The organism is Corallococcus sp. RDP092CA (genome assembly GCF_041903675.1).
GTDB lineage: Bacteria > Myxococcota > Myxococcia > Myxococcales > Myxococcaceae > Corallococcus.
In genome coordinates, this window is the sequence record NZ_JAYESI010000044.1 from 1 (window position 1) to 22398 (window position 22398).

Sequence of the window (22398 nt, forward strand, 5' to 3'; positions counted from 1 at the left end):
TCTTCAATCGCTTGAAGCAGAACCGGCGGGTGGCGACGCGCTACGAGAAGCGCGCCGCCAACTACCTCGCGATGGTCCAAATCGCCTCCATCCGCCTCTGGCTCTGATTTGCGGACACGCCCTAGCCTCGGGCCTCGGGCTCGCGGCAGACGGCCGCCGCTTCATCGTCGGTCCGCGCGGGCTGCACGGAGGCATGCGGCTCGGAGGCCGGCGCGGCCTGGAGCGCGCCACCGCAGGAGCCGTATTCGCCGCAGGTGATGACCGAGCTGCCGTCGGTGCAAAGCAGGGAACAGGGCCGGGTGGGCCTGCACTGGATGGCACAGTCCGGAGGCAGCGCGCTGGCGGTCAGCGGCGCGAGGAGGAGGACGGGGGCCAACAGGAGGGAACGGGAGAGCAGCTTCATGAGTCACCTCGGGGAGCGAGTGGCACCACTGCGGCTGAAGGCTGTCATTGCATGGGGGACAGCCAGCGCGGATGTTCGCCGGAATCAATGACAACTCAAACACGGGGTCGGCGGAAGTGCGCGTTGGCGGACGTTTGTCTTCGGCCTGCGCGTCTGGAACAACCCGCGGCGTCGCCCTCTCACGGAGCGGAGATCCAATCTATCGCCTGAATGCCTGATCAGTATCCTGGGTCGGCGTGAGCTACGCCGAGCTGGTGTGCCGGTCCCACTTCTCCTTCCTGCGCGGCGCCTCCCATCCGGAGGAGCTGGTTGCCACCGCGGCCCGGCTGGGGCTGTCCGCGCTGGCGCTGACGGATCGGGACGGGCTCTACGGCGTGGTGAAGGCGCACCTGGCGGCGAAGGCGCACGGCGTGAAGCTGCTGCTGGGCGCGGAGCTGACGCTGGAGGACGGCCCGCCGGTGGTGGTGTACGCGAGGGACGCGGCCGGGTACTCGAACCTGTGCCGGCTGGTGTCGCGCAGCCGGATGACGCACCCCAAGGGCGAGGCGGGCCTGCCCTTGCGCAAGGTGGCGGAGCACGCGGCGGGGCTGCTCGCGCTGCTGCCGGCCCCCGCGGCGCTGGAGGCGGTGGCGCCGCTGGCCGAGGCGTTTCCCGGAGGCTTCCACGTGGGCCTGAGCCGCTCGCTGTCGGCGGGGGACGCGGCCCGGGAGGCGCGAGCGGACGCCCTGGCCCGCGCGCTGGGCGTGCCCCTGGTGGTGCACAACGACGTGCACATGCACCACCGCGACCGGCAGCCCCTTCAGGACGTGCTCACGGCCATCCTCCATGGGGTGACGGTGGAGCAGTCCGGCACGCGGCTGTTCCCGAACGCGGAGCGGACGCTGAAGTCCCCCGGGGACATGGCGCGCCTGTTCGCGGACCGGCCGGAGGCGTTGGCGCGCACGGTGGAGCTGGCGTCGCGCTGCGAGGCGTCCCTGGACGCGCTGCGCCACCGCTTCCCGGAGGAGGACCTGCCCGCAGGCCGCACGGCGGACGGGCACCTGCGGGGGATCACGGAGGCAGGCCTGCGCACGCGCTATCCGGGGGGCGTGCCACCGGAGGTGGCGAAGCAGATCGACCACGAGCTGCGGCTCATCGAGGCGCTGGGCTTCGCGGGGTACTTCCTGTCGCTGTGGGACATCGTGATGTTCGCGAGGGGGCGGGGCATCCTGTGTCAGGGGCGGGGCAGCGCTGCGAACTCGGCGGTCTGCTACGCGCTGGGCATCACGGCCATTGATCCGGTGCGGATGGGGCTCTTGTTCGAGCGCTTCCTCAGCATGGAGCGCAAGGAGCCGCCGGACATCGACGTGGACTTCGAGCATGAGCGGCGCGAGGAGGTGCTCCAGTACGTCTACGAGAAGCACGGCCGCCGCCACGCGGGCATGGTGTGCGAGGTGATCTGCTATCGGGGGCGGCTCGCGCTGCGCGAGGCGGGCAAGGCGCTGGGGCTGTCGTTGGATCAGGTGGACCGGCTGTCGCGGGTCGCGTCGTCGCATGGCTTCCAGGTGACGCCGGAGGTGCTCCAGGAGGCGGGGCTGTCCCCGACGGACGGGCGGGTGCTGCGGACGCTGTCGGTGGCGAAGGAGCTGGAGGGCGTGCCCCGGCACCTGTCCATCCACGTGGGCGGCTTCGTGATGACGCGCGAGCCGCTGGTAGACCTGGTGCCGGTGGAGAACGCGGCGATGCCGGGGCGCACGGTCATCCAGTGGGAGAAGGACGACCTCAACGCGGTGGGCCTCTTGAAGGTGGATCTGCTGGGGCTGGGCATGTTGACGGCGCTGTCGCGCTGCTTCGCCCTGATCCGCGAGCACTGCGGCCGCGAGCTGTCCTTGGCCACGGTGCCGCCGGAGGACCCGAAGGTCTACGACATGCTGTGCGAGGCGGACGCGGTGGGCGTGTTCCAGATCGAGAGCCGCGCGCAGATGAACATGCTGCCCCGGCTGAGGCCCCGGGAGTTCTACGACCTGGTGGTGCAGATCGCCCTCATCCGGCCGGGGCCGATCGTGGGCGGGATGGTGCACCCGTACCTGCGGAGGCGGCACGGCCAGGAGCCGGTGACGTACGCGAGCGAGGCGGTGCGCGGCATCCTCCAGAAGACGCTGGGCGTGCCGCTCTTCCAGGAGCAGGCGATGCGGCTCGCGATGGTGGCGGCGGGCTTCAGCGCGGGGGAGGCGGACGGCCTGCGACGGGCGCTGAGCCACAAGCAGGCGGAGGCGCGCATCCTCCCGTACCGGGGCCGCTTCGTGGAGGGCTGCGAGGCGCGCGGCTATCCGCGACAGCAGGCGGAGGCGTGGTTCGAGCACTTCCGCGGGTTCGCGCACTACGGGTTCCCGGAGAGCCACTCCGCGAGCTTCGCGTTGATTGCCTATGTGTCCAGCTGGCTGAAGTGCCACTACCCGGCGGCCTTCACCGCGGCGCTGCTCAACTCCCAGCCCATGGGGTTCTACGCGCCGCACACGCTGGTGGCGGACGCGCAGCGGCACAGTGTGGAGGTACGGCCGGTGGACGTGCGCCGCTCGAACTGGGATTGCACGCTGGAGGACGGGGCGGTGCGGCTGGGGTTGAGGATGGTGCGGGGGCTGGGCGAGTCCTCGGGGCGGGCGGTGGAGGACGCCCGGCGCGGGGACTACACGAGCGTGGGAGACTTGGCGCGGCGGGCGCGCATCCCCCGGCATGAGCTGACGCGGCTGGCGCTGTCGGGGGCGCTGGCGTCGCTGTGCGGGGCGCGGCGGCAGGCGCTGTGGGAGCTCCAGGCGCTGGGGCCGCTGGACGTAGACGACCTGTTCTTCGGGATGCCCATGGACGGCACGGCGGTGGAGCTGCCGCCCATGGGCGAGCAGGAGCGCGTGGTGGCGGACTACGACACGGTGGGGTTGTCGCTGGAGAAGCACCCCCTGGAGCTCCTGCGGCCCACGTTGAAGCGGATGGGGGCGGTGACGGCGGAGGGGTTGAAGCGGGTCTCGGCGGGGCGGCGGGTGAAGGTGGGGGGGATGATGATCTGCCGGCAGATGCCGCCGACGGCGAAGGGGATCTGCTTCATCTCGCTGGAGGACGAGACGGGGATCGCCAACCTGGTGGTGCCCCCGGACGTGTACGCGCGGTGCCGACGGGAGATCCACGGCGCGTTGTTCCTGGTGGGGGAGGGGCTGCTGGAGCGCTCGGGGACGGTGACGAACGTGAAGACGCGCGGCCTGGTGCCCGTGCGGCAGTGAAGCGCGGGGGGCCCCGCGCTACATCTGCACGTCTGTTCCCGTGATCCGTGAGGAATGGAGCGGGAGGGCCCACGGGGGCATGGAACAACCCGTATTGCTAGCGATATAGGTTGCTTCCGTCTGGAGTGTAGTAGCGTGGATCAGAACGGGAGGGTTCTCCAAGTGCGCAACAGTCTTCGGTGGTTGGGGTCGCTGCTCGATCGCGTGGGCCTGTCGGAAGTGGTGGAGGAGGCAAGCGATTGGGTGCGGTACTACGCGCAGGGCAGGCCGCCCGCGAGCGAGCCCGCGCCGACCCGTGTCTCCCGCCCGGTGCACTCCGAGCCTCCGCGCGCGTCCGTGCGCGAGGTGATCGAGTCCCTGCGCAACGCGATGCCGGAGCGTCAGGTGGACGCGACGGTGGTGGAAGTGCCCTTCGAGGGCCGCATGGAGCTGGCGCCGGCGGCCCGCCGCAAGACGGCGCCGAAGGCGAAGAAGGCCGCGGCCAAGAAGGGCGCGGCGAAGAAGGCCTCGGCCGCGAAGAAGGCGCCGGCCGCGCGCAAGAAGAGCGCGGCGAAGAAGGCGCCGGCCGCGAAGAAGTCGGCCGCGTCCGGGACCCTGGGCGAGGACGCGGTGTCGGTGCTGGAGGCCGCGCTGCGGAGCCACGCGCGCCAGAAGGACCTGGTCTCCGCCGGCAAGGAGAAGGACCAGCTCCTGCGGTCGCTGATCCCGCTGTACCTGGCGAAGGCGCTGGACGTGGAGGTGACGTCCGGAACGACGTCGCGCTTCTGGAGCGGGCTGGGCGTGACCTACGCCGCGCCGAACGCGGCCAAGGCCCTGCGCCTGCATGCCGGCTACGCCCAGGACACCAAGAAGGGCAAGGCCATCACCGCCAAGGGCATCCGCTACGTGGAAGATGCCCTCTCGCAGGCCGCCAAGGCCTGAGCGTCAGGCGTTCGAGGAGGGCAATGCCTCGCATGCCCTCCTGAACCCTCATCAATCCCTCGCGGACCGTGAGCCGGGAACGGGCAGGTTGTCCGTCCGCCGGTACGTGGCGACCACGGAGTACTTCGTGTCCGCCGTGTGGTTCCGGCTCGCCGCGTGGAACAGCCGCGCGTGGAAGAGCAGCACGTCCCCGGGGGACAGCCGCACGTACCGGGCGCTCGCGATGAGCGCCGCGTTCTCCGGCAGGTCCGGCCGGAGGAACAGCTTCGCGTCGTAGCGCTCCGGCGTGAACTGCATCCGGTGCGTGCCGGGCAGCACCTTCAGGCCGCCGTTCTCTGGCGCCTCCGTGCCCAGCGCCAACCACGTGGAGAGCAGCTCTGGCCGCTCGAAGGCCCAGTAGCGCACGTCCTGGTGCCACCCCGTGTCCGATGAGAAGCGCGGCTGCTTCGTCATCACGCAGTTGTGGTGCGCCCGCGCCTGCACCACCGGCCCGTCCAGCAGCTGCCCCAGCGCCTCCAGCACCCGCGCGTCGTCGAACCACGCCGCGAACAGGGGCGAGCGCCCATGGGCCCGCAGCAGGCGCCGCACCGTCCGCCCACCTTCCGCGTCGAGGTTGGCTGGCGAGCCCGGATAGGCCACGTCGGCCTCGTACTCCACCGGCCCGTCACCGGAGGCCAGCTGCTCCAGGATGACGGCCCGTAGCCGCTCGCACGTCCCGCCGTCCACGAAGGACGGCAGGACGAGATACCCATCGGCGGCGAAGCGCTGGCACTGCATGGGACTCAGGACGGACATGGCGCCCGCTTCTTAACGGGCGCGCCGTCCACATGCACCTGTCGCGAGGCTCAGCCCAGGAGCCGCGAATCATCCAGGTCGATTTCATCCTGGATGAGGTCCACGCCGTTCTGCCGGAACCGCCGCGCCGCCGCCCGGGTGCGCGGCCCGTGTCCGTGCTCCAGGCACCACTGCGCGTGCTCGCTGAGCAGCGCCAGCTCCAGCGTGCGCCCCAGCGTCATCGAGAAGCGCCGCGCCCCGGCCTCCATCGTGGTGGGGTTCGCCATCGCGCTGGACACCCAGGCCCGCGCGTGCTCCAGCGCGTCGTGCGCCGTCTTCACGCACGGCCGCAGGCCCGCGTCCGTCACCTTCGACAGCCGGCCCTCCACCTCGTGGAAGAACGCCTCCAGCGTGCCTTCCTTCGCCAGCGCGCGCAGCGCGTCCAACGACAGCACGTTCGTCGTGCCCTCCCAGATGGACAACACCTGCGCGTCCGCCTGGATGCGAGGCAGGCCCGTGTCCTCCACGTAGCCCGCGCCGCCGAAGGACTCGGACACCTCTGACGTGATGTGCACCACCTGCCGGCCCGTCGTCAGCTTCGCCAGCGGCGTCACCAGCCGCTGCAACAGCAGCTCCTGCTCCGTCGCCGTGCGCGTCTCCAGCTTGCCCAGCAGCTCCACCGCGCGGAACGCCAGCAGGAAGCCCGCCTGGAACTCCGCCTCCAGCCCCGCCAGCGTGTCCAGGTGCAGCGGCTTCTCCGACAGCGGCGCGCCGAACTGCACCCGGCGCTTCGCGTAGTCGTGCGCCAGCGCCAGCGCGCGGCGCATGCTCCACGTCGCGCCCATCGCGTTCCAGGTGCGCGTCACGTTCAGCATCATCGCCATGTTGCGGATGCCGTCCGTCAGGCCCGCCACCGGCACCGCCAGCGTCCCGTCCAGCGTCAGCTCCGCCGTGGGCACCTTGCGCGTCCCGAGCTTGTCCTTCAGCCGGTTGATCTGGATGCCGTTGAGCCTGCCCTGCGCGTCCCGCGTCTCCACGAAGAAGAGCGCCAGCCCCTTGCCGCCGGGGCCGTTGCCCGTGGGCCGCGCCAGCGTCAGCGCCATCTGCGCCGTCGTCGCGGACGTGAACCACTTCGTGCCGTACAGCCGCCAGCCCTCGGGGGACTGCCGCGCCTCCGTCAGCGTCAGCCCCACGTCCGAGCCGCCCGTGCGCTCCGTCATCCACTGGCCCGACGTCCAGAACGTCGCCGGATCCCGCGACGTCAGGTGGGGCAGGGCGTGGTCGATGAGGGCCTGGTTTCCCAGCGACAGGAGCGATCGCGCCGCCCCGTCCGTCATCGCCAGCGGACACGAGTAGACGTCCAGCGACGGCTGCACCAGGTAGTTCAGCGCGAACTGGTGCACGCGGCTGAGCGCGCCGCTCTTCTGCTCGTAGGCCACCGCGACCAGGCCCTTCCTCGCCGTCAGCGCCTCCGCCTCCTTCCAGAGGGGCGTCACCTCGATGTGGTCGATGCGCTGGCCCCACGGGCTCCACTGCGTGAGCACGGGCTCGTTCAGCCGGTCGCGCTGCTGGAAGTCGTAGAAGTACCTGCCCCCCAGCTCACCCAGCTCGCGGAAATCATCCTGGAGCGAGCGGAACAGGTCCTCCGGCAGGGTGCGGGCGAGGTAGCCCTGCAGGAACGCGTCGTCGTCGTACTGGTTGCCAAGAACGGGGGGCGCCTGGAAGAAGCTCATGGACCGAAGTTAACACCGCCGACACGACGGTGGGATACAGTGGCCGCCTCCTCCCGCCGGAGCCCTGATGACCGACTTCTCCCGCAGGCCCCCTCCTGGCCCAGGTCCGTCTTCCCTCGACGCCGAGCAGGACCCGAATCGCAGCATCACCCCCCTGGAGACGCCCGCCGCGCCGGCGCCTTCCGTCCTGTCCGCGCCGCCCCGTCCCCGCGTGCCACCTCCGGCCGGCGTGCCCCTGGGAGGCCCGCAGCCCCCGGAGCCCACCCGCTCCAGGCAGGCGCAGCCCGCGCCGCTGCCCTCCGTCATCTTCGACCCGATGCCGCGCCCCCGCGTGCCGCCCGCGCAGGCCGCGGGCGTGGCCCCGCCGGGCGCGCCGCCGCCCTTCAACGAGGAGATGCTGGACGTGCAGACGGAGCGGCGCACCGCGCCCTCCGGTTCTCCTCCGCCGGCCCCGGAGGGCGACCGGCGGGGCGGAGCATCCTTCTCCTCCTCACAGGAGCCCGAGCGTCGCGGGGCCCCCGGCGTGGAGCGTCGCGGTTCGGACGTGGAGCGCCGGGGTCCGGCCCCGAGCCCGGGTGGCGCGGAGCGGCGTGGCGCCGGCGCGGCACCGCAGGGCTACGTGGGCCCGGAGCGGCGCGGCTTCCGGCGCGGTGAGGCGTCGGACGCGCCGGTGACGAACCGCTTCTGGCCCGCGCAGCCGAAGTCGCTCCACGAGGCCGGCCTCAACACCACGTTCGTGGAGGAGCTGGTCCTCAAGGCCATCTTCTTCGCGGGCGAGATGCGCGGCATGGACGTGGCCACGCGCCTGCAACTGCCCACCGCGCTGGTGGACGAGGTCATCGAGGGCCTGCGCCGGCAGAAGTACATCGACATCCGTGGCGGCGGCGCGTCCGGCGTGGGCCGCTCCACGATGATCTACCAGCTCACGACCTTCGTGACGGACGTGCTGCGGCAGATCCTGGACCGCAACCGCTACAACGGCCCGGCCCCCGTGCCGTTCAACGAGTGGGTCGCGGCCGTGAAGCAGCAGACCGTGCGCGGCAACCGCATCACGCGCCAGCGCATGCAGGACAAGTTCGGCGACCTGATCATCCGCGACTACATCTTCGACGGCATCGGCCCGGCGATGAACTCCGGCCGCGCCATCTTCTTCTACGGCCCCCCGGGCAACGGCAAGACGGCCATCTGCCAGGGCATGGTCAACTGCTACGACGGGGACATCTTCGTCCCGCACGCGGTGCTCATCGACGACTTCGTGGTGAAGATGTTCGACGCGAACATCCACCGCGCGGTGGAGGACGAGCCCGGCTCGCCTTCATACGACCGCCGCTGGGTGCGCTGCCGCCGGCCGCTGGTGGTGGTGGGTGGTGAGCTCACGCTGGAGATGCTCGACCTCGTCTACACCCCGGAGGTGAAGTACTACGAGGCGCCGTTCCAGATGAAGGCGTCCAACGGGATGCTCCTCATCGACGACTTCGGCCGCCAGAAGGTGTCCCCCAAGGACCTGCTCAACCGGTGGATCGTCCCGCTGGAGAGCGACGTGGACATCCTCACGCTGCACACCGGCAAGAAGATCCAGGTGCCCTTCGACGTGTTCGCCGCCTTCTCCACCAACCTGGACCCCAGCGCCCTCGTGGACGACGCCTTCCTGCGCCGCGTCCGCTACAAGCTGGAGGTGCAGCGCCCGGACGAGGAGCAGTTCCACGAGATCTTCCAGGTGATGTGCAAGAAGCGCGGCGTGCCCTACGACGCGCGCGCCGTGGACTACCTCATCGACGAGCACTACCGCCCGCTGAACCGGCCCTTCGCCGCGTGCCAGCCTCGCGACCTGTTGGATCAGGTCATCGACATGGCGCACTACCAGGGCATGTCGCCGCGCCTGGACCCCGCGCTGCTGGACGCCGCCGTGCGCAGCTACTTCGTGCGCTTCGACAAGCCCCAGACGTCCTCGCCCACCGCCGCGTCCGCCGGCTGAAGCGGCTGGGGGCCGTCCCCCGCGAACGGCCCCCACGGCGACGGCTGGAGCCACTCGCGCACCGTCTCCACGGGCACGTTGGCCAGCACGTCCACGATGGACAGCCCCGTCACGAAGCGCCCCTCGCGCCCCTGCGCGTAGTCCGGGTGGCGGAAGCGCTGCCACAGCAGGCGCACGCCCGCCGCGCGGAAGCGCTCCGGCTTCAGGTACACCGTGGAGCCCGTCCCCGAGTAGTACGTGTGCGAGCCCGTCTGGAGGCAGTACTCCACCAGCCGCTGCGTCTTGTCCTCGCCCCGGCGCTCCAGCGTGGAGGAGCACACCCGGTTCGGCGAGAGCCCCAGCGGCGCGTGGAACAGCGCCATGCTGGACAGGAGCACGCGCAGGAGCGACCCCGGCCCGGACTCGCGCGCGGCGGCGGCGTAGAAGGGCTCCAGGAGCGGCAGCACCTGCGCGCGGAAGTAGGGCCGCCCTCCGTACAGCGTCACCAGCGTCTGGAGGTGCTTGCGCGCCCAGGGCTGGCTCGCGTCCACCGCCAGGTCGCGGATGCGCGTGTCGCGGTGCGGATCCTCCAGCGGGATGGACAGCCACTGGAAGCCGGGCTCGGACGGGGGTGGCATGGGCACGCCAGGGGGCAGGGCGACGCGCGTGCGGCGCTGCCAGCCGCGCCGCAGCCACTGCACGTCGTCCAGCACCACCAGCGTGCCGGCGCGGGCGACCTGCTCGTAGAAGTCCACCCACGGCAGGTAGTGGGGCTGCTCGGCGACGAGGACTCCAGGGTGTCCGGACACGCCCCGGATGATAGGGCTTTTCAGCCGCCGCGCACCGGGTGGCGGAACACCGGAGGGAACACGCGCGGGGCCTTCTTCTTGCGCACGCAGGTGGTGTCCGCGCTCATGTAGCAGGCGGAGAACGCGCGCCGCCGCTGTCCGGGCCGGCCGCGTCCGGAGCGGTGCCAGACGTGGTTGTGCACGAGCAGCGCCTCCCCGGCTCGCACCGGCAGGGGCACCACATGGCCCTCCGCGTCCGCCGCCTCCACGCGGTCCTGCGGGATCACGCCGCCCAGCGGCGTCACCAGCCCCGCGCGGTGGCTGCCGGGGATGACCTCCAGACAGCCGCCGCCTTCGGGGGCGTCATCCAGCGCGGTCCAGATCTGGAGGTCCGGCTCGCGCGTGAGGCCCCACAGCTTTCCGCCGTCCTGGTGGAAGGGCAGGTTGCTGCCGCCCGCGGGGCCCTTGTGGAAGAGGATGGCGCGGTACAGGACGATGTCGCCGGGGATGCGCGCGCGGGCGATGCGCTCGAACAGCGGGTTCTCCAGCCACGCGAGGAAGCGCGGATCCCGCTCCAGCTTCTCCAGCTTGCGGTACTCCAGGGACGGGCCCTGCCAGCCCAGGCCCAGGGGCGCGTCCTCGTAGCGGCCGGTGGTGGCGTCCGGCTGGAAGAACATCCCCGGGTGCACCACGCGGCCGAGCATCAGGTCGTCCGCCCGCTCGCGCAGGGCCTCCACGCCCGCGTCGTCCAGGACGCGGCCCAGGCGCGCGAAGCCGTGCGCCTCGTAGTGGGCGAGCGCGGCCGCCACGTCCAACCCTTCCGCCTCCGTGCTGAGCATCGCCGCCACCATTGCCCCAAGGCCCGGGCGCGTCCAGTCCGGCTGTGAGGGGCGGGGGAGGGAGCCCTCGGGCCTTGCACGCGCGCCTGCCCGGCCGCATGGTGGGCGGGGATGCCCTACCGTCGCGCCACGCACCTCGTCTCCGCCCCGGATGGCACCCGGGTGGCGGTCCACACCCATAGCTCGGGCATGCCGGAGGAGGGACGCGACGCCGCGCTCTCGGACCGCTCCACCGTGCTGCTGACCAACGGCATCGGCACGTCGGAGAACTTCTGGCGCCACATCGTCGCCGACCTGGAGCAGGACCACCGCGTGGTGCACTGGGACTACCGCGGCCACGGTATGAGCGAGGAGTCACGCGACGGGGACTACCGCGTGAAGGTGCACGTGGACGACCTGGAGCGCGTCACCGAGGCCGCCATGGCGCGCGGCGACGGCCGGCCGCCGCACCACATCGCCTTCTCCATGGGCGTGCGCATCCTGGTGGAGCTGTACCGCCGGCGCCCGGAGCTGGTGCCGTCCATGACGCTCATCGCGGGGACGCCGGGCGTGCCGGGCTCGGCGGATCCGCGCTGGGGGTACCGCGTCGCGCTGTCCGCCGCGAAGGGCGTCCTCGCCGCCAGCACGCCGTGGGTGCCGGTGGCGGCGCCCGTGGTGAAGGCCTTCCTCGCCACCCCGCTGGCGGATCCGCTGGCGCGGGCCGTGGGCGCGCTGCGGCCCCGGGCTCCGCGCGAGGACATCGCCGAGTTCCTGGACGCGCTCCACCACATGAGCGCGCAGGCCTACTGGCGCACCCTGCGGGGCCTCACGGAGGGCCACGCCTGGGACGTCCTCCCCTCCATCCGCGTGCCCGTGCTGATCATCGCCGCGAGCAATGACGTCCTCGTGCCCCTGTCGGAGGTGCAGCGGCTGCACCGCGCGCTGCCCCAGGCCGACTGGCTCCAGGTGGATGACGCCGGCCACGCGGGCCTCCTGGAGGCTGGGGCGGAGATTGCCCAGGCTGTGCGGGGCTTCCTGGATGCGCATGGTTTGGAGCCTTCCGTCGTCGCGTAACCCCCCGTCACTCCAAGACGGGGCCGCTCCGGGGGGCCTCCTGGGCTATCGAGTCCTGAGAAACCGGTGACCCACGAGGTTGCGAAGACGTCAGCCCGAAGTCACCGGGAGGGGTTTGCGTCAGCTTGTAATTTTGTGGTTTGGAGGAGGGTCAGTACTCAACACGGAGTCTCCATGTCCTGGTCTTCCCGGCATCTGCTGGTCCCCTTGTCAGCGGTGCTGTTGGTGTTGTCGGCGTGCGGTGGCGATGACGACAACAAGAACCCTGTCTGCGGCAACGGCATCATCGAGAGTGGCGAGGCGTGTGATGACGGCAACCGCGTCGACAACGACCGCTGCACCAACAGCTGTCAGGTGAATACGCCCACGGTCGATGCGGGCACGGACGCTGGGACGGAGACGGACGCGGGCACCGAGACGGACGCTGGGTCGGAGACAGACGCGGGCACCGATACGGATGCCGGCACGGTGGATGCGGGCACCGAGACGGACGCGGGCACCGAGACGGATGCGGGCACCGAGACGGATGCGGGCACGGTGGACGCGGGCACGGTGGACGCGGGCACGGAGACGGACGCGGGCACCGAGACGGACGCCGGCACGGTGGATGCGGGCACGGAGACGGACGCCGGCACCATCGACGCAGGCACGGATGCCGGGACGGAGACGGACGCGGGTACGGACGGCGGCGCCATCGACGGTGGCGCGGCTCCGGATGCGGGGACTGGCTCGGACGCGGGCACCACGGTGACGCTGAGCGCGCTGGAGCCGGCCGCGGTCTTCGCGCGCTCGGGCACCACGGGCGAGACGATTCCGGAGCCGCTGGCGGTGACGCTGAGCGCCAACGCCACGACGGACGTCGTGGTCCAGGTCGCCTCGTCCAGCCCCTCGGTGGTCGTGGCGAACGACGGCCAGGTGACGGTGCCGGCGGGCTCGCGCTCCGTGGCGGTCATCGTGACGGCGGACGACGCGGCGGGCTCCGCCAAGGCGACGCTGACGGCCACGCTGGGGGCGGATTCGCGCACGGCGATGGTGCGCGTGCTCGGTGCGACCGAGGCGGCCTCGCTGGCGTTCCTGTCGCCGGAGTCGGTGTCGCTGTCCTCCGGTCAGACGGCCAACCTCACCGTGACGCTCGACATCCCGGCCGCGACGGACACGGCCGTGGCGCTGTCCACGACGGGCAACGTGGGCTCCGTGCCGGCCACCGTGACGGTGCCTGCCAACGAGGTCTCCGCGAAGTTCGTCTTCACCGCCGGTGAGGCTGGCTCGACGGGCACCATCGTGGCCACGCTCAACGGCCAGTCCGTGTCCGCCCAGGCGAAGGTCACCGCCGCTCCGACGACTGACCACGTCGTGATCAGCGAGGTCGCCGCCGCGGGCCCTGCCTCCGGCTCGACGGGTGACAACGACGAGTTCGTCGAGCTCTACAACCCGACGAATGAAGAGGTGAACATTGGCGGCTGGAAGGTCCAATACAAGAAGAACTCTGGTGGCTCCTACACCGGTAGTTACACGCTTCCGGCGACCGCCCGCATCGCGGCCCACGGCTTCTTCCTGATTGCCCGGGACACCTACCAGAGCTCTGTGACGCCCGACGCGAAGTGGGGCACAGGCATCACCATGGGCGCCGGTGGTGGTCATGTGCGCATTGGCCCCAACAACCTCACGGACAAGCTCGCGGATCCCAACGTCGTGGACAAGCTGGGCTGGGGCACGGGCGACAACGGGGAGGGTGAGGCCATCAAGAGCACGCCCGCCAAGGCCGGCAGCTTCGAGCGCAAGGCCAACGCTGGCTCGTCCGCCGCGACCATGGAGAGCGGCGCGGACAAGACGGCCGGCAACAGCCAGGACACGGACGTGAACAGCGCGGACTTCATCCTCCGCACCACGCGCGACCCGCAGAACAAGGCGAGCAGCACGGAGACGCCGTGACGCACTGAGCAGTGACCGGCCCCCACCGTCCGTCCAGGAGCGGTGGGGGCTGGAAATACCCGCGCGCTTTCGCCATAAGCGGGGGCGTGCGAGTCGTCTCCTGGAACGTCAACGGTCTGCGCTCCATCCACCGCAAGGGCTTCCTCCCGTGGCTGTCCAAGGCCCGGGCGGACATCGTGGGGCTCCAGGAGGTGCGCGCCCGCGTGGAGCAGCTCCCCGCGGAGGTGCGCGCCCCCCGCCGTTGGAAGACCCACTTCGTGGCCGCGGAGCGCCCCGGCTACAGCGGCGTGGGCCTGTTCAGCCGCCACGAGCCCGACGACCTCACCACCACCCTGGACGCGCCGGAGATGGACGCGGAGGGCCGCCTCCAGTTCGCCCGCTTCGGCAAGCTGACCGTGGTGAACGGCTACTTCCCCAACGGCAACGGGAAGGACCGCGACCTCTCCCGCATCCCCTTCAAGCTGGACTTCTATCGCCGCCTCTTCGCGCGCCTGGAGAAGCCGCTGCGCGACAACCAGCGCGTGCTGGTGATGGGGGACTTCAACACCGCCCACCGCGACATCGACCTGGCGCGCCCGCGTGAGAACCGCGAGACGAGCGGCTTCCGCCCGGAGGAGCGCGAGGAGTTCGACCGGTGGATCCGCTCCGGCTGGGTGGACACCTTCCGCCACTTCAACGCCGGGGGCGGCCACTACTCGTGGTGGAGCCAGCGCGCCGGCGTGCGAGAGAAGAACATCGGCTGGCGCATCGACTACGTGCTCGCCACCCCCGCGGCGCTCGCCTTCGTGAAGAAGGCCTCCGTGCACGCGGACGTCCACGGGTCGGACCATTGCCCGGTGAGCGTGGACCTGGACCCCGAGGTCCTCACCTGAACCCCCGCATTCTCAAGGGACACCCCTCATGAACGCACTGCTCTCCATCTGGACCTGGGTCGAGGTGGGCCTCGTCGCCCTGGTGGGCTTCTTCGTCCAGCTCTTCCTGCTCCTCGTCACGTTCCCGTTCGACAAGCGCCGCTACGCGGTGGGCCGCTGCTTCCGGCTGGTGGGCGTCACCGCCGCGAAGCTCACGCCCTTCTGGCGCTTCGGGGTGCACGGCAACGTGCCGGAGCACGTCGCGCCCAACACGGTGGTGGTGAGCAACCACGAGTCCAACGCCGATCCGTTCCTCATCTCCCACCTGCCGTGGGAGATGAAGTGGCTGGGCAAGAAGAGCCTCTTCCGGGTGCCCGTGGTGGGCTGGATGATGGGCATCGCCGGGGACATCCCGGTAGAGCGCGGCGACCGCGACTCGGCCACCGGCGCCATGGCGCGCTGCAAGCAGTGGATGCAGAAGGGGATGCCGGTGATGATCTTCCCGGAGGGCACCCGCTCCAAGACGGAGGAGCTCCTGCCCTTCAAGGATGGCGCCTTCCGGCTCGCCATCGAGATGCAGGCGGACGTGCTGCCCCTGGCGGTGAGCGGCACGCGGCTGTCGCTGCCCAAGCACTCGTGGCGCTTCGCCACGTCGCGCGGGCTGGTGACGGTGGGCACCCCCATCTCCACGAAGGGGATGACGCTGGACGACCTGGAGACGCTCAAGAGCCAGGCGCGCGCGCAGATTGAAGCCCTGCGCGCGTCGCTCAAGCCGCTGACGGGGAGCGGGCCCCTCGTCCCGGCGACGGACGGCAACGCCGCCCGGTGAGCAGTCGGCGAACGGGCCTTCGTCGTCCAGTCGCACACGTTTCCCGGATGGTTGATCCCTCCTGGGGTGTCTGGACTAAGGAGTCCCTGCGGTCCGGTGATATGGCCGACTCGGCGCGTGGCGCCCAGGAAGGGAACGTGTGATGACGCCGGGCGAACCACGTGAAGAGCAGCGGGTGTCCACGGGCATTCCCGGCCTGGACACCGTGCTGTGTGGAGGCCTGCGCAAGGGCCGCATGTACATGGTCCTGGGCCTGCCGGGGGCGGGCAAGACCATCCTGGCCAACCAGATCTGCTTCCATCAGGCGGCCCAGGGGCACAAGGTCCTCTATCTCACGCTCCTCGCCGAGTCGCACACGGAGCTGGTGAGCAACCTGCAGACGCTGTCGTTCTTCGACCCGTCCTGCGTGCCGGGGAAGATCAGCTACCTGAGCGCCTTCACCATCCTGGAGCAGGGCGGGCTGGACGCGCTCGCGGAGCTGGTGCGCAAGGAGATCAAGTCGCACAAGGCCTCGCTGCTCGTGCTGGATGGCCTGCTGGCGGCGGAGGAGCTGGCCCCGTCGCGGCAGGCGCTCAAGAAGTTCATCCACGGCCTCCAGGTCGTGACGGGCCTCATCGGCTGCACCACGGTGGTGCTTACCACCGGGGGCGACAAGGGCCTGCGCGCGGAGCACACCATGGTGGACGGCCTGCTGATGCTCCAGCAGCGCACCTTCGGCGTGCGCACCCTGCGCGAGCTGAGCGTGCGCAAGTTCCGCGGCAGCGCGCACAAGCTGGGGCGGCACGGCTTCGAGATCACCAGTGATGGGCTCACCGTCTATCCCCGCCTGGAGGCGATGGTGGACGGCAACCTGGTGCCGGGGGCGGGGAAGCGCGAGCGGGACGCCTTTGGCGTCACCGGCCTGGATAGGATGCTCCAGGGCGGCGTGCCGGCGGGCTCCACCACCATCCTCCTGGGGCCGCCGGGCAGCGGGAAGACGCTGCTGGGCCTGAGCTTCCTGGCGGAAGGCGCGCGCCAGGGGGAGCGCGGCCACTACTTCGCCTTCTATGACGCGCCGGAGCGGATGCTCGCGCAGGCGGCGGGCGTGGGCCTGCACCTGCAGGCGCTGATGGAGCGCGGCGACCTGGAGGTGAGCTTCCGGCCGCCCACGGAGAACATCCTCGACAAGCTGGGCACGGAGCTGCTGACGCTGGTGCGCAGCGGCCGGGTGCGGCGCATCTTCCTGGACGGCTATGAGGCGCTCCGCCGCGCCTCCACGCGCCGCGCGCGGGTGGCCCGCTTCCTGGCGGCGCTCACCAACGAGTGCCGGGTGCGCGACGTGACGCTCCTCTACACGGCCGAGTCCACCGCCGCGTTCGGGCCGGAGGTGCGGTTCCCGCTCAAGGGCATCTCCATGGTGGCGGAGAACATCCTGTTCCTGCGCATGGTGGAGCTGCACTCGGGGTTGCGCCGCTTCATCGCGGCGCTCAAGGTGCGCAACAGCGCCTATGAACCCGCCCTGCGCGAGCTGGAGATCACGAGCAAGGGGATCCAGGTGGGCGAGCCCTTCGCGGAAGGGCAGATGTTGATGACGGGGCTCGCGCGCACTCGGACGCCGGAGCCGACCCCCGTGCCGAAGCCGCGCCGCAAGCCGCGCGCGGGCACGAAGTCCTCCGCCAGGGCGACCCCCTCGAAGCCGCGCCGCAACGTCCGCAAGCGCCGAGGCATGTGAGCATGGGGCCTGTCCTCATCGTCGACGACGAGTTCGGCATCGTGGAGGCGGTCCGGGACCTCCTGTCGGACGAGGGCTACCGCACGGCCACCGCGCTCAACGGGCGTGAGGCCGTGGAGCGGATGCGCCAGGAGCGTCCGTCGATGGTGCTGCTCGACTACATGATGCCGGTGCTGAACGGGCCGGGCGTGCTGGAGGCCATGCAGAAGGACGCGGGCCTGAGAGACATCCCGGTGGTGATGATGAGCGCCAGCCCGCCGGACTTCTGGCAGCACCTGCCGTGCGCGGGCTTCCTGCCCAAGCCCTTCGACATCGAGCAATTGCTCTCCGTGGTCCAGCGCATCGCGGGCCCGCCGCTGAAGCACTGAGCTTCCGGTCATGACCGCACGTGACGCGTGGCTCGCCTCGGACCGGGGCGGGGCGGCGTCTGTCCGCGTCCGCTGCTCGTGCCTCCCGCGCTCCTCCCCATCCCTCGCGCCACGGCGCACCGCATCAACAGATTGACAGCGCTGCGCGCACGGTCACGCGCTTGCAAATGGGTCAAGGGGGCTGGTATTTCTTCGCCAATCGAACGAACTCGCATGTTCGCGGCGGGCGGGGACGCGGTGTGGCTCCAGGCGGCGGGGCCCCTGGCGACGGGAGACGGTGGAGTTCCCTCTGGCGTAGGCCAGCGTGGGTGACGCGTCGCGGCATGTGGGTTGCGGCTTACAGCAGCTTCCGATTTCTTCGCCGTAAGAACGAAGTCATCCCAGCAAGACACCCTGGAGGGGATTCATGCTTCGCAACAAGCGTTTCGCGTGGACGTTGGCGGTTGTTGGAGTTTTCGCGACGGCGGGGCTCGTGGGCGCCTGTGACCCCGAGGATGAGAACCCCACTCCCAACACCCAGGATGACGCCGGCACCAAGACGGACGCGGGCACGAACACGGACGCCGGCAGCACCACCGACGCTGGCACCAGCACCGACGCGGGCACGAGCACGGACGCCGGCAGCACCACCGACGCGGGCACGAGCACGGACGCCGGCAGCACCACCGACGCTGGCACCGAGACCGACGCGGGCACGAACACGGACGCCGGCACCCAGACGTCGCTGCCCCTGGCGGTGGACGGCACCTGGGCGGCCAGCGGCTACATGGGGGACGGCTCGGAGGAGGGCCTGGTGGACGAGCCCGTCTGTGCCACGCCCCGTCCGGGCTCCGGCCTGGGGACGTGCCACAAGTTCACCTACACCAAGCGGAGCCAGGGCTGGGCGGGCGTCTTCTGGCAGTACCCGGAAGGCAACTGGGGCAAGAGCAGCACCCCGGGCTTCCTGGTGCCGGACGGCGCGAAGGCCGTCACCTTCTACGCGTGGAGCGAGAAGGGCGGAGAGACAGTCGACTTCTTCGTCGGCTACGGCCCGGACTCCCAGGACGGCTTCGAGAAGAAGCTCAGCCCTTCCGCCGTGCTGACCACGACGCCTGTCAAGTTCACGCTCGACATCAGCAAGATCCGCTACGCCGACGTGGCGGCGGGCTTCGGCTGGTCCGCAGGGGGCCACGACGAGCCGTTCGTCTTCTATATCGACGACATCCAGTGGAATTAGCCTCCTCTGAGCGCCCCGTGCGCCAACCCAGGAACGTGAGCGGACGATGAAAGCGGGAACGGCGGTGTTGACGGTCGACGCGGCGGGCATGCGGGCGCAGAACAGCGGCCTGCTGCTGAACATGATCTGGCGCGAGCGTCAGATCTCCCGGGCGGAGATCGCCCGGCGCACGGAGCTCAGCCCGTCGACCGTCTCCGCCATCGTCGCGGACCTGGAGCTGGCGGGCCTGGTGCGCAGCATCGGCGCCGGGGTCTCCCGCGGGGGCCGCCGCCCCACCCTCATCGGCTTCTGCGACGAGGCGTTCAGCCTGGTGGGCGTCGAGCTGGGCGCCTCTCACGTCACCGTCGTCCTCACGGACCTCCGCGGCCGCGTGCGCACGCAGAGCAAGGCGAGCCACGCGGTGCGCGGCGATCCGGAGGGGTCGCTTCAGAAGGCGAGGGAGCTCGTCCAGGAGTGCCTGGACGCCGAGCGCGTCCCGCGCCGCTCCGTCGTCGGCATGGGGGTGGCCGTGCCCAGCCCCGTGCACCCGGCGGCCCCCGGCAAGATGTCTCCCCTCATCCTCCCCGCGTGGAAGCACGTGGACGTGAAGGAGTGGTTCGAGACCACCTTCGACATGCCGGTGTTCGTGGACAATGACGCGAACCTCGGCGCGCTGTCGGAGTGCTTCTGGGGCGCCGGCGCCAACGGCGAGGACCTCACGTACATCAAGCTGGCCACCGGCATCGGCGCCGGCCACATCATCCACGGCGACGTGTACCGCGGCGCCGGCGGAACGGCCGGTGAGATCGGCCACATCCCGGTGGACTCCAACGGGCCGCTCTGCGTGTGCGGCCTGAGGGGCTGCCTCGTCACCCTCATCGGCTCCACCGCGCTCACGGAGCGCGCGCGCGAACTCATGGGCACCCGCGGCCGCAAGGGCCCCACCGTGCGAGACCTGGTGGAGGGCGCCCGCACGGGCGACGCCGCCGCGAAGCAGATCATCGATGGCATGGGCGCCTACCTGGGCATCGCCGTGGGCGGCCTGCTCAACCTGCTCAACCCCGCCGTCGTCGTGCTGGGCGGGGAGATCTCCTCCGTGGGCGAGCTGCTGCTCGACCCGTTGCGCGCGTCCGTGCGGCAGCGCGCGCTGTCCGTCTCCATGGCGGAGACCCGCATCGTCACGTCCACGCTGGGAGAGCGCGCCATCGCCGTGGGCGCGGCCACCCTCGTGCTCCAGGCGGCGCTGCGCGACCGCTCCCTCTTTCCCACGCAGAACGTCGGGAGAACCGCATGACTCCGCGCCGTGTCGTCCTCGCCCTGGCCCTGTCGGGCCTGGGGATGGCTTCGTGTGATCCGGCAGCAGGTCTGGATAACAAGCAAAACGATCAACCGGCGCCCGCCCCCGAGGAGCCGGGCACGGGGTGGGAGCTCGTCTGGCAGGACGAGTTCGACGGGCCGGCGGGCTCAAAGCCCTCCAGCGAGCGCTGGACCCCGGAGGTGGGCGGGGACGGGTGGGGCAACGGCCAGTACGAGTACAACACCGCGCGGGCGGAGAACGCGTCGTTGGACGGTGAGGGCCACCTGCTCATCACCGCGCGCAAGGAGCGCTACGGCAACAACGACTACACGTCCGCGCGCCTGTCGACGAAGGACCGCTACAGCACGGCCTACGGCCGCGTCGAGGCGCGCATCCAGCTCCCCACGGGCCGCGGCATCTGGCCCGCGTTCTGGATGCTGGGCGCGGACGTGGACTCCCTCGGCTGGCCGGACTGCGGCGAGATCGACATCATGGAGCACAAGGGGCAGATCCCCTCGGTGATCCGCAGCTCGCTGCACGGACCGGGCTACTCCGGCGGCGGGAACATCGGCCGGGAGCACGCGGTCTCCGGCGCGCCGCTCGCCGCGGACTTCCACCTCTACGCGGTGGAGTGGGAGCCGGAGCGCCTGCGCTTCATCCTGGACGACACCGTCTACTTCGAGGTCACGCCCAAGAACCTGCCCGCCGGCCGCAAGTGGGTCTACGACCATCCGCACTTCATCCTCCTGAACGTCGCCGTGGGCGGCTCGTTCGTGGGGCCGCCGGACTCGAAGACGGTGTTCCCGCAGACGATGAAGGTGGACTACGTGCGCGTCTACGCGAGGGCCGCGCCGTGAGGTTCGCCCGCGCGCTCCTGCCGCTGGCCCTGCTGGTGGCGTGCTCGTCCGAGCCGCGCCCCCGGCCGCCCGGCGTGCTGTTCGTCTCCGTGGAGCAGCAGAGCGCGTGGGTGCGCAACTTCAACCCGCTGTTCGCGGGCGCCGGTGCGCGCTGGCCCACCCGGGCCGGTGTGTACGAGTGCATGGAGATCTTCAGCTCCGCGCAGGGGCAGTGGGTGCCATGGCTCGCCACCGGCCACGCGTGGTCCGAGGACCAGCGCACGCTGCGCTTCACCCTGCGCGACGGCGTCCCCTGGTCCGACGGCGAGCCGTTCACCGCGGCGGACGTCGTCTTCACCTTCGGCCTGCTCAAGCAGCACCCCGCGCTGGACGCGGGCGGCGTGTGGCGCTTCCTCGCGGACGTGAAGGCGGAGGGGAAGGGCACCGTCGCCTTCACCTTCTCCCGCGTGTACCTGCCGGGCTTCAGCGACCTGGCGCATCAGGTCATCGTGCCCCAGCACGTCTGGAAGGACGTCGCGGACCCGGTGACGTTCACCAACCCGGAGCCGGTGGCCACCGGGCCCTTCACCCAGGTGACGCTGTTCCGCAACCAGGTCTACGAGCTGGGCCGCAACCCGCGCTACTGGCAGCCCGGCAAGCCCGCGGTGTCCGCGCTGCGCTTCCTCGCGTTCCCCACCAACGACCAGGCCAACATGGCGCTCGTGGAGGGGGAGGTGGACTGGGCGGGCAACTTCGTGCCGGCGGTGGACCGCACCTTCGTGTCGCGCGACCCCGCGCACCACGCGCGCTGGTTCCCGCTCTACGGCAGCACCGTCTTCCTCTATCCCAACACCACGCGCCCGCCGCTGGACGACGTGCGCGTGCGCAAGGCGCTGAGCATGGCGCTGGACCGCGACCGGCTGGTGGAGGTGGCCATGTATGGCTACACCCGCCCCGCGGACGCCACCGCCCTCAACGACGCGTACACCGGCTGGAAGGACGCGGACGTCGCGAAGGACGCGTGGACGCGCTACGACCTGGACGCGGCGAACAAGCTCCTGGACGAGGCGGGCCTCACGCGCGGCGCGGACGGCATGCGGCGCCTGAAGGACGGGCAGCCCTTCACGATGGACCTGGAGGTTGTGAGCGGGTGGTCGGACTGGGTGCGGGCGGGGCAGGTGGTGGGCCGCGACCTGCGCAAGCTGGGCGTCGGCGTGACGCTCAAGACGTATGAGTTCGGCACCTGGTTCACGCGCCTGCAGAAGGGCGAGTTCCAGCTGGCCATCTCCTGGTCGCTGGACGGGCCCACGCCATACAACTTCTACAAGTGGCTCCTGTCGCCGCGCACGGTGCGGCCGGTGGGCGAGGTGGCCGCGGCCAACTGGCACCGCGTGGGCGACGCGCAGGCGGATGCGCTGCTCATGCGCTTCGAGCGCGCCGGCACGCCGGAGGAGCAGCACGCGCTGATGTCCCAGGTGCAGCAGCGCTTCTCCGCCGTCGCGCCCGCGATTCCGCTGTTCCCCAACCCGTCCTGGGGGGAGTCCAACTCCTCGCGCTTCACGGGCTTCCCCACCGAGCAGGACCCCTACGCGCGGCTCGCGCCGCACGCGGAGCCCGACAGCCTGCTGGTGCTGACGCGGCTGTCCCCGAGGGAGCGCTGACC

At 71.0% G+C, this 22398-nt stretch carries 18 protein-coding genes and 1 pseudogene; 14 read left to right on the forward strand and 5 right to left on the reverse strand.

The window, feature by feature from the left end:
- Window positions 1–107 (forward strand): annotated as a pseudogene (locus U8525_RS31425) (IS5/IS1182 family transposase); the annotation flags it as partial.
- A 14-nt stretch (window positions 108–121) separates the two neighbouring features.
- On the opposite strand, the gene U8525_RS31430 reads toward U8525_RS31425, so the two are convergent.
- On the reverse strand, window positions 122–403 hold the full coding sequence (locus tag U8525_RS31430; protein WP_374270404.1) for a hypothetical protein: 282 nt from the start codon (window positions 401–403) through the stop codon (window positions 122–124).
- Between the two features lie 236 nt (window positions 404–639).
- Here U8525_RS31430 and U8525_RS31435 point away from each other — a divergent pair, with 236 nt between their 5' ends.
- Both U8525_RS31435 and U8525_RS31440 read left to right on the forward strand, forming a co-directional pair.
- Window positions 640–3654: an error-prone DNA polymerase gene (locus tag U8525_RS31435; protein ID WP_374270405.1), complete on the forward strand. Its 3015-nt coding sequence runs from the start codon at window positions 640–642 to the stop codon at window positions 3652–3654.
- Window positions 3655–3816: 162 nt separating this feature from the next.
- Window positions 3817–4575 (forward strand): hypothetical protein, encoded by a 759-nt coding sequence (locus U8525_RS31440; RefSeq protein WP_374270406.1) that lies wholly within the window; start codon window positions 3817–3819, stop codon window positions 4573–4575.
- 51 nt (window positions 4576–4626) lie between these two features.
- On the opposite strand, the gene U8525_RS31445 is transcribed toward U8525_RS31440, so the two are convergent.
- Window positions 4627–5370: a phytanoyl-CoA dioxygenase family protein gene (locus U8525_RS31445; RefSeq protein WP_374270407.1), complete on the reverse strand. Its 744-nt coding sequence runs from the start codon at window positions 5368–5370 to the stop codon at window positions 4627–4629.
- Between the two features lie 50 nt (window positions 5371–5420).
- Window positions 5421–7082, reverse strand: coding sequence for an acyl-CoA dehydrogenase family protein (locus tag U8525_RS31450; RefSeq protein WP_374270408.1), 1662 nt, complete (start codon window positions 7080–7082; stop codon window positions 5421–5423).
- 67 nt (window positions 7083–7149) lie between these two features.
- Here U8525_RS31450 and U8525_RS31455 point away from each other — a divergent pair, with 67 nt between their 5' ends.
- The gene (locus tag U8525_RS31455) at window positions 7150–9057 is read left to right on the forward strand and encodes an ATPase (protein WP_374270409.1); all 1908 of its coding nucleotides are present in this window, start codon (window positions 7150–7152) and stop codon (window positions 9055–9057) included.
- On the opposite strand, the gene U8525_RS31460 is transcribed toward U8525_RS31455, so the two are convergent.
- Window positions 8997–9845, reverse strand: a complete 849-nt coding sequence (locus tag U8525_RS31460) for a WbqC family protein (protein WP_374270410.1) — start codon at window positions 9843–9845, stop codon at window positions 8997–8999. The genes U8525_RS31455 and U8525_RS31460 overlap by 61 nt on opposite strands.
- Window positions 9846–9865: 20 nt before the next feature.
- Window positions 9866–10663 (reverse strand): phytanoyl-CoA dioxygenase family protein, encoded by a 798-nt coding sequence (locus U8525_RS31465; RefSeq protein ID WP_374270411.1) that lies wholly within the window; start codon window positions 10661–10663, stop codon window positions 9866–9868.
- Between the two features lie 111 nt (window positions 10664–10774).
- Here U8525_RS31465 and U8525_RS31470 point away from each other — a divergent pair, with 111 nt between their 5' ends.
- From U8525_RS31470 to U8525_RS31515, 10 genes are all read left to right on the forward strand, one after another.
- Complete coding sequence (locus U8525_RS31470; RefSeq protein WP_374270412.1) at window positions 10775–11716, forward strand: alpha/beta fold hydrolase; 942 nt, start codon at window positions 10775–10777, stop codon at window positions 11714–11716.
- Window positions 11717–11890: 174 nt separating this feature from the next.
- Window positions 11891–13648, forward strand: a complete 1758-nt coding sequence (locus U8525_RS31475) for a lamin tail domain-containing protein (protein WP_374270413.1) — start codon at window positions 11891–11893, stop codon at window positions 13646–13648.
- 86 nt (window positions 13649–13734) lie between these two features.
- Entirely contained in the window at window positions 13735–14520 is a 786-nt protein-coding gene (locus tag U8525_RS31480) for an exodeoxyribonuclease III (protein WP_374270414.1), read from the forward strand.
- Between the two features lie 28 nt (window positions 14521–14548).
- Window positions 14549–15328 (forward strand): lysophospholipid acyltransferase family protein, encoded by a 780-nt coding sequence (locus tag U8525_RS31485; RefSeq protein WP_374270415.1) that lies wholly within the window; start codon window positions 14549–14551, stop codon window positions 15326–15328.
- 142 nt (window positions 15329–15470) lie between these two features.
- Window positions 15471–17039 (forward strand): RAD55 family ATPase, encoded by a 1569-nt coding sequence (locus U8525_RS31490; protein WP_374270416.1) that lies wholly within the window; start codon window positions 15471–15473, stop codon window positions 17037–17039.
- A gap of 2 nt (window positions 17040–17041) precedes the next feature.
- Complete coding sequence (locus U8525_RS31495; protein WP_374270417.1) at window positions 17042–17407, forward strand: response regulator; 366 nt, start codon at window positions 17042–17044, stop codon at window positions 17405–17407.
- A 406-nt stretch (window positions 17408–17813) separates the two neighbouring features.
- Entirely contained in the window at window positions 17814–18623 is an 810-nt protein-coding gene (locus U8525_RS31500) for a hypothetical protein (protein WP_374270418.1), read from the forward strand.
- A gap of 46 nt (window positions 18624–18669) precedes the next feature.
- Window positions 18670–19896 (forward strand): ROK family protein, encoded by a 1227-nt coding sequence (locus U8525_RS31505; protein WP_374270419.1) that lies wholly within the window; start codon window positions 18670–18672, stop codon window positions 19894–19896.
- Window positions 19893–20756, forward strand: coding sequence for a family 16 glycosylhydrolase (locus U8525_RS31510; RefSeq protein WP_374270420.1), 864 nt, complete (start codon window positions 19893–19895; stop codon window positions 20754–20756). Before U8525_RS31505 ends, U8525_RS31510 begins: the two co-directional genes overlap by 4 nt.
- Complete coding sequence (locus tag U8525_RS31515) at window positions 20753–22396, forward strand: ABC transporter substrate-binding protein (protein WP_374270421.1); 1644 nt, start codon at window positions 20753–20755, stop codon at window positions 22394–22396. Before U8525_RS31510 ends, U8525_RS31515 begins: the two co-directional genes overlap by 4 nt.
- Window positions 22397–22398 lie beyond the last annotated feature (2 nt).

Excerpts from the sequence above, each read along its gene's own strand:
- U8525_RS31430 (WP_374270404.1), bottom strand. The coding sequence starts at position 403 with ATGAAGCTGCTCTCCCGTTCCCTCCTGTTGGCCCCCGTCCTCCTCCTC.
- U8525_RS31445 (WP_374270407.1), bottom strand. The coding sequence starts at position 5,370 with ATGTCCGTCCTGAGTCCCATGCAGTGCCAGCGCTTCGCCGCCGATGGG.
- U8525_RS31450 (WP_374270408.1), bottom strand. The coding sequence starts at position 7,082 with ATGAGCTTCTTCCAGGCGCCCCCCGTTCTTGGCAACCAGTACGACGAC.
- U8525_RS31455 (WP_374270409.1), top strand. The coding sequence starts at position 7,150 with ATGACCGACTTCTCCCGCAGGCCCCCTCCTGGCCCAGGTCCGTCTTCC.
- U8525_RS31465 (WP_374270411.1), bottom strand. The coding sequence starts at position 10,663 with ATGCTCAGCACGGAGGCGGAAGGGTTGGACGTGGCGGCCGCGCTCGCC.
- U8525_RS31470 (WP_374270412.1), top strand. The coding sequence starts at position 10,775 with ATGCCCTACCGTCGCGCCACGCACCTCGTCTCCGCCCCGGATGGCACC.
- U8525_RS31475 (WP_374270413.1), top strand. The coding sequence starts at position 11,891 with ATGTCCTGGTCTTCCCGGCATCTGCTGGTCCCCTTGTCAGCGGTGCTG.
- U8525_RS31485 (WP_374270415.1), top strand. The coding sequence starts at position 14,549 with ATGAACGCACTGCTCTCCATCTGGACCTGGGTCGAGGTGGGCCTCGTC.
- U8525_RS31490 (WP_374270416.1), top strand. The coding sequence starts at position 15,471 with ATGACGCCGGGCGAACCACGTGAAGAGCAGCGGGTGTCCACGGGCATT.
- U8525_RS31495 (WP_374270417.1), top strand. The coding sequence starts at position 17,042 with ATGGGGCCTGTCCTCATCGTCGACGACGAGTTCGGCATCGTGGAGGCG.
- U8525_RS31500 (WP_374270418.1), top strand. The coding sequence starts at position 17,814 with ATGCTTCGCAACAAGCGTTTCGCGTGGACGTTGGCGGTTGTTGGAGTT.
- U8525_RS31505 (WP_374270419.1), top strand. The coding sequence starts at position 18,670 with ATGAAAGCGGGAACGGCGGTGTTGACGGTCGACGCGGCGGGCATGCGG.
- U8525_RS31510 (WP_374270420.1), top strand. The coding sequence starts at position 19,893 with ATGACTCCGCGCCGTGTCGTCCTCGCCCTGGCCCTGTCGGGCCTGGGG.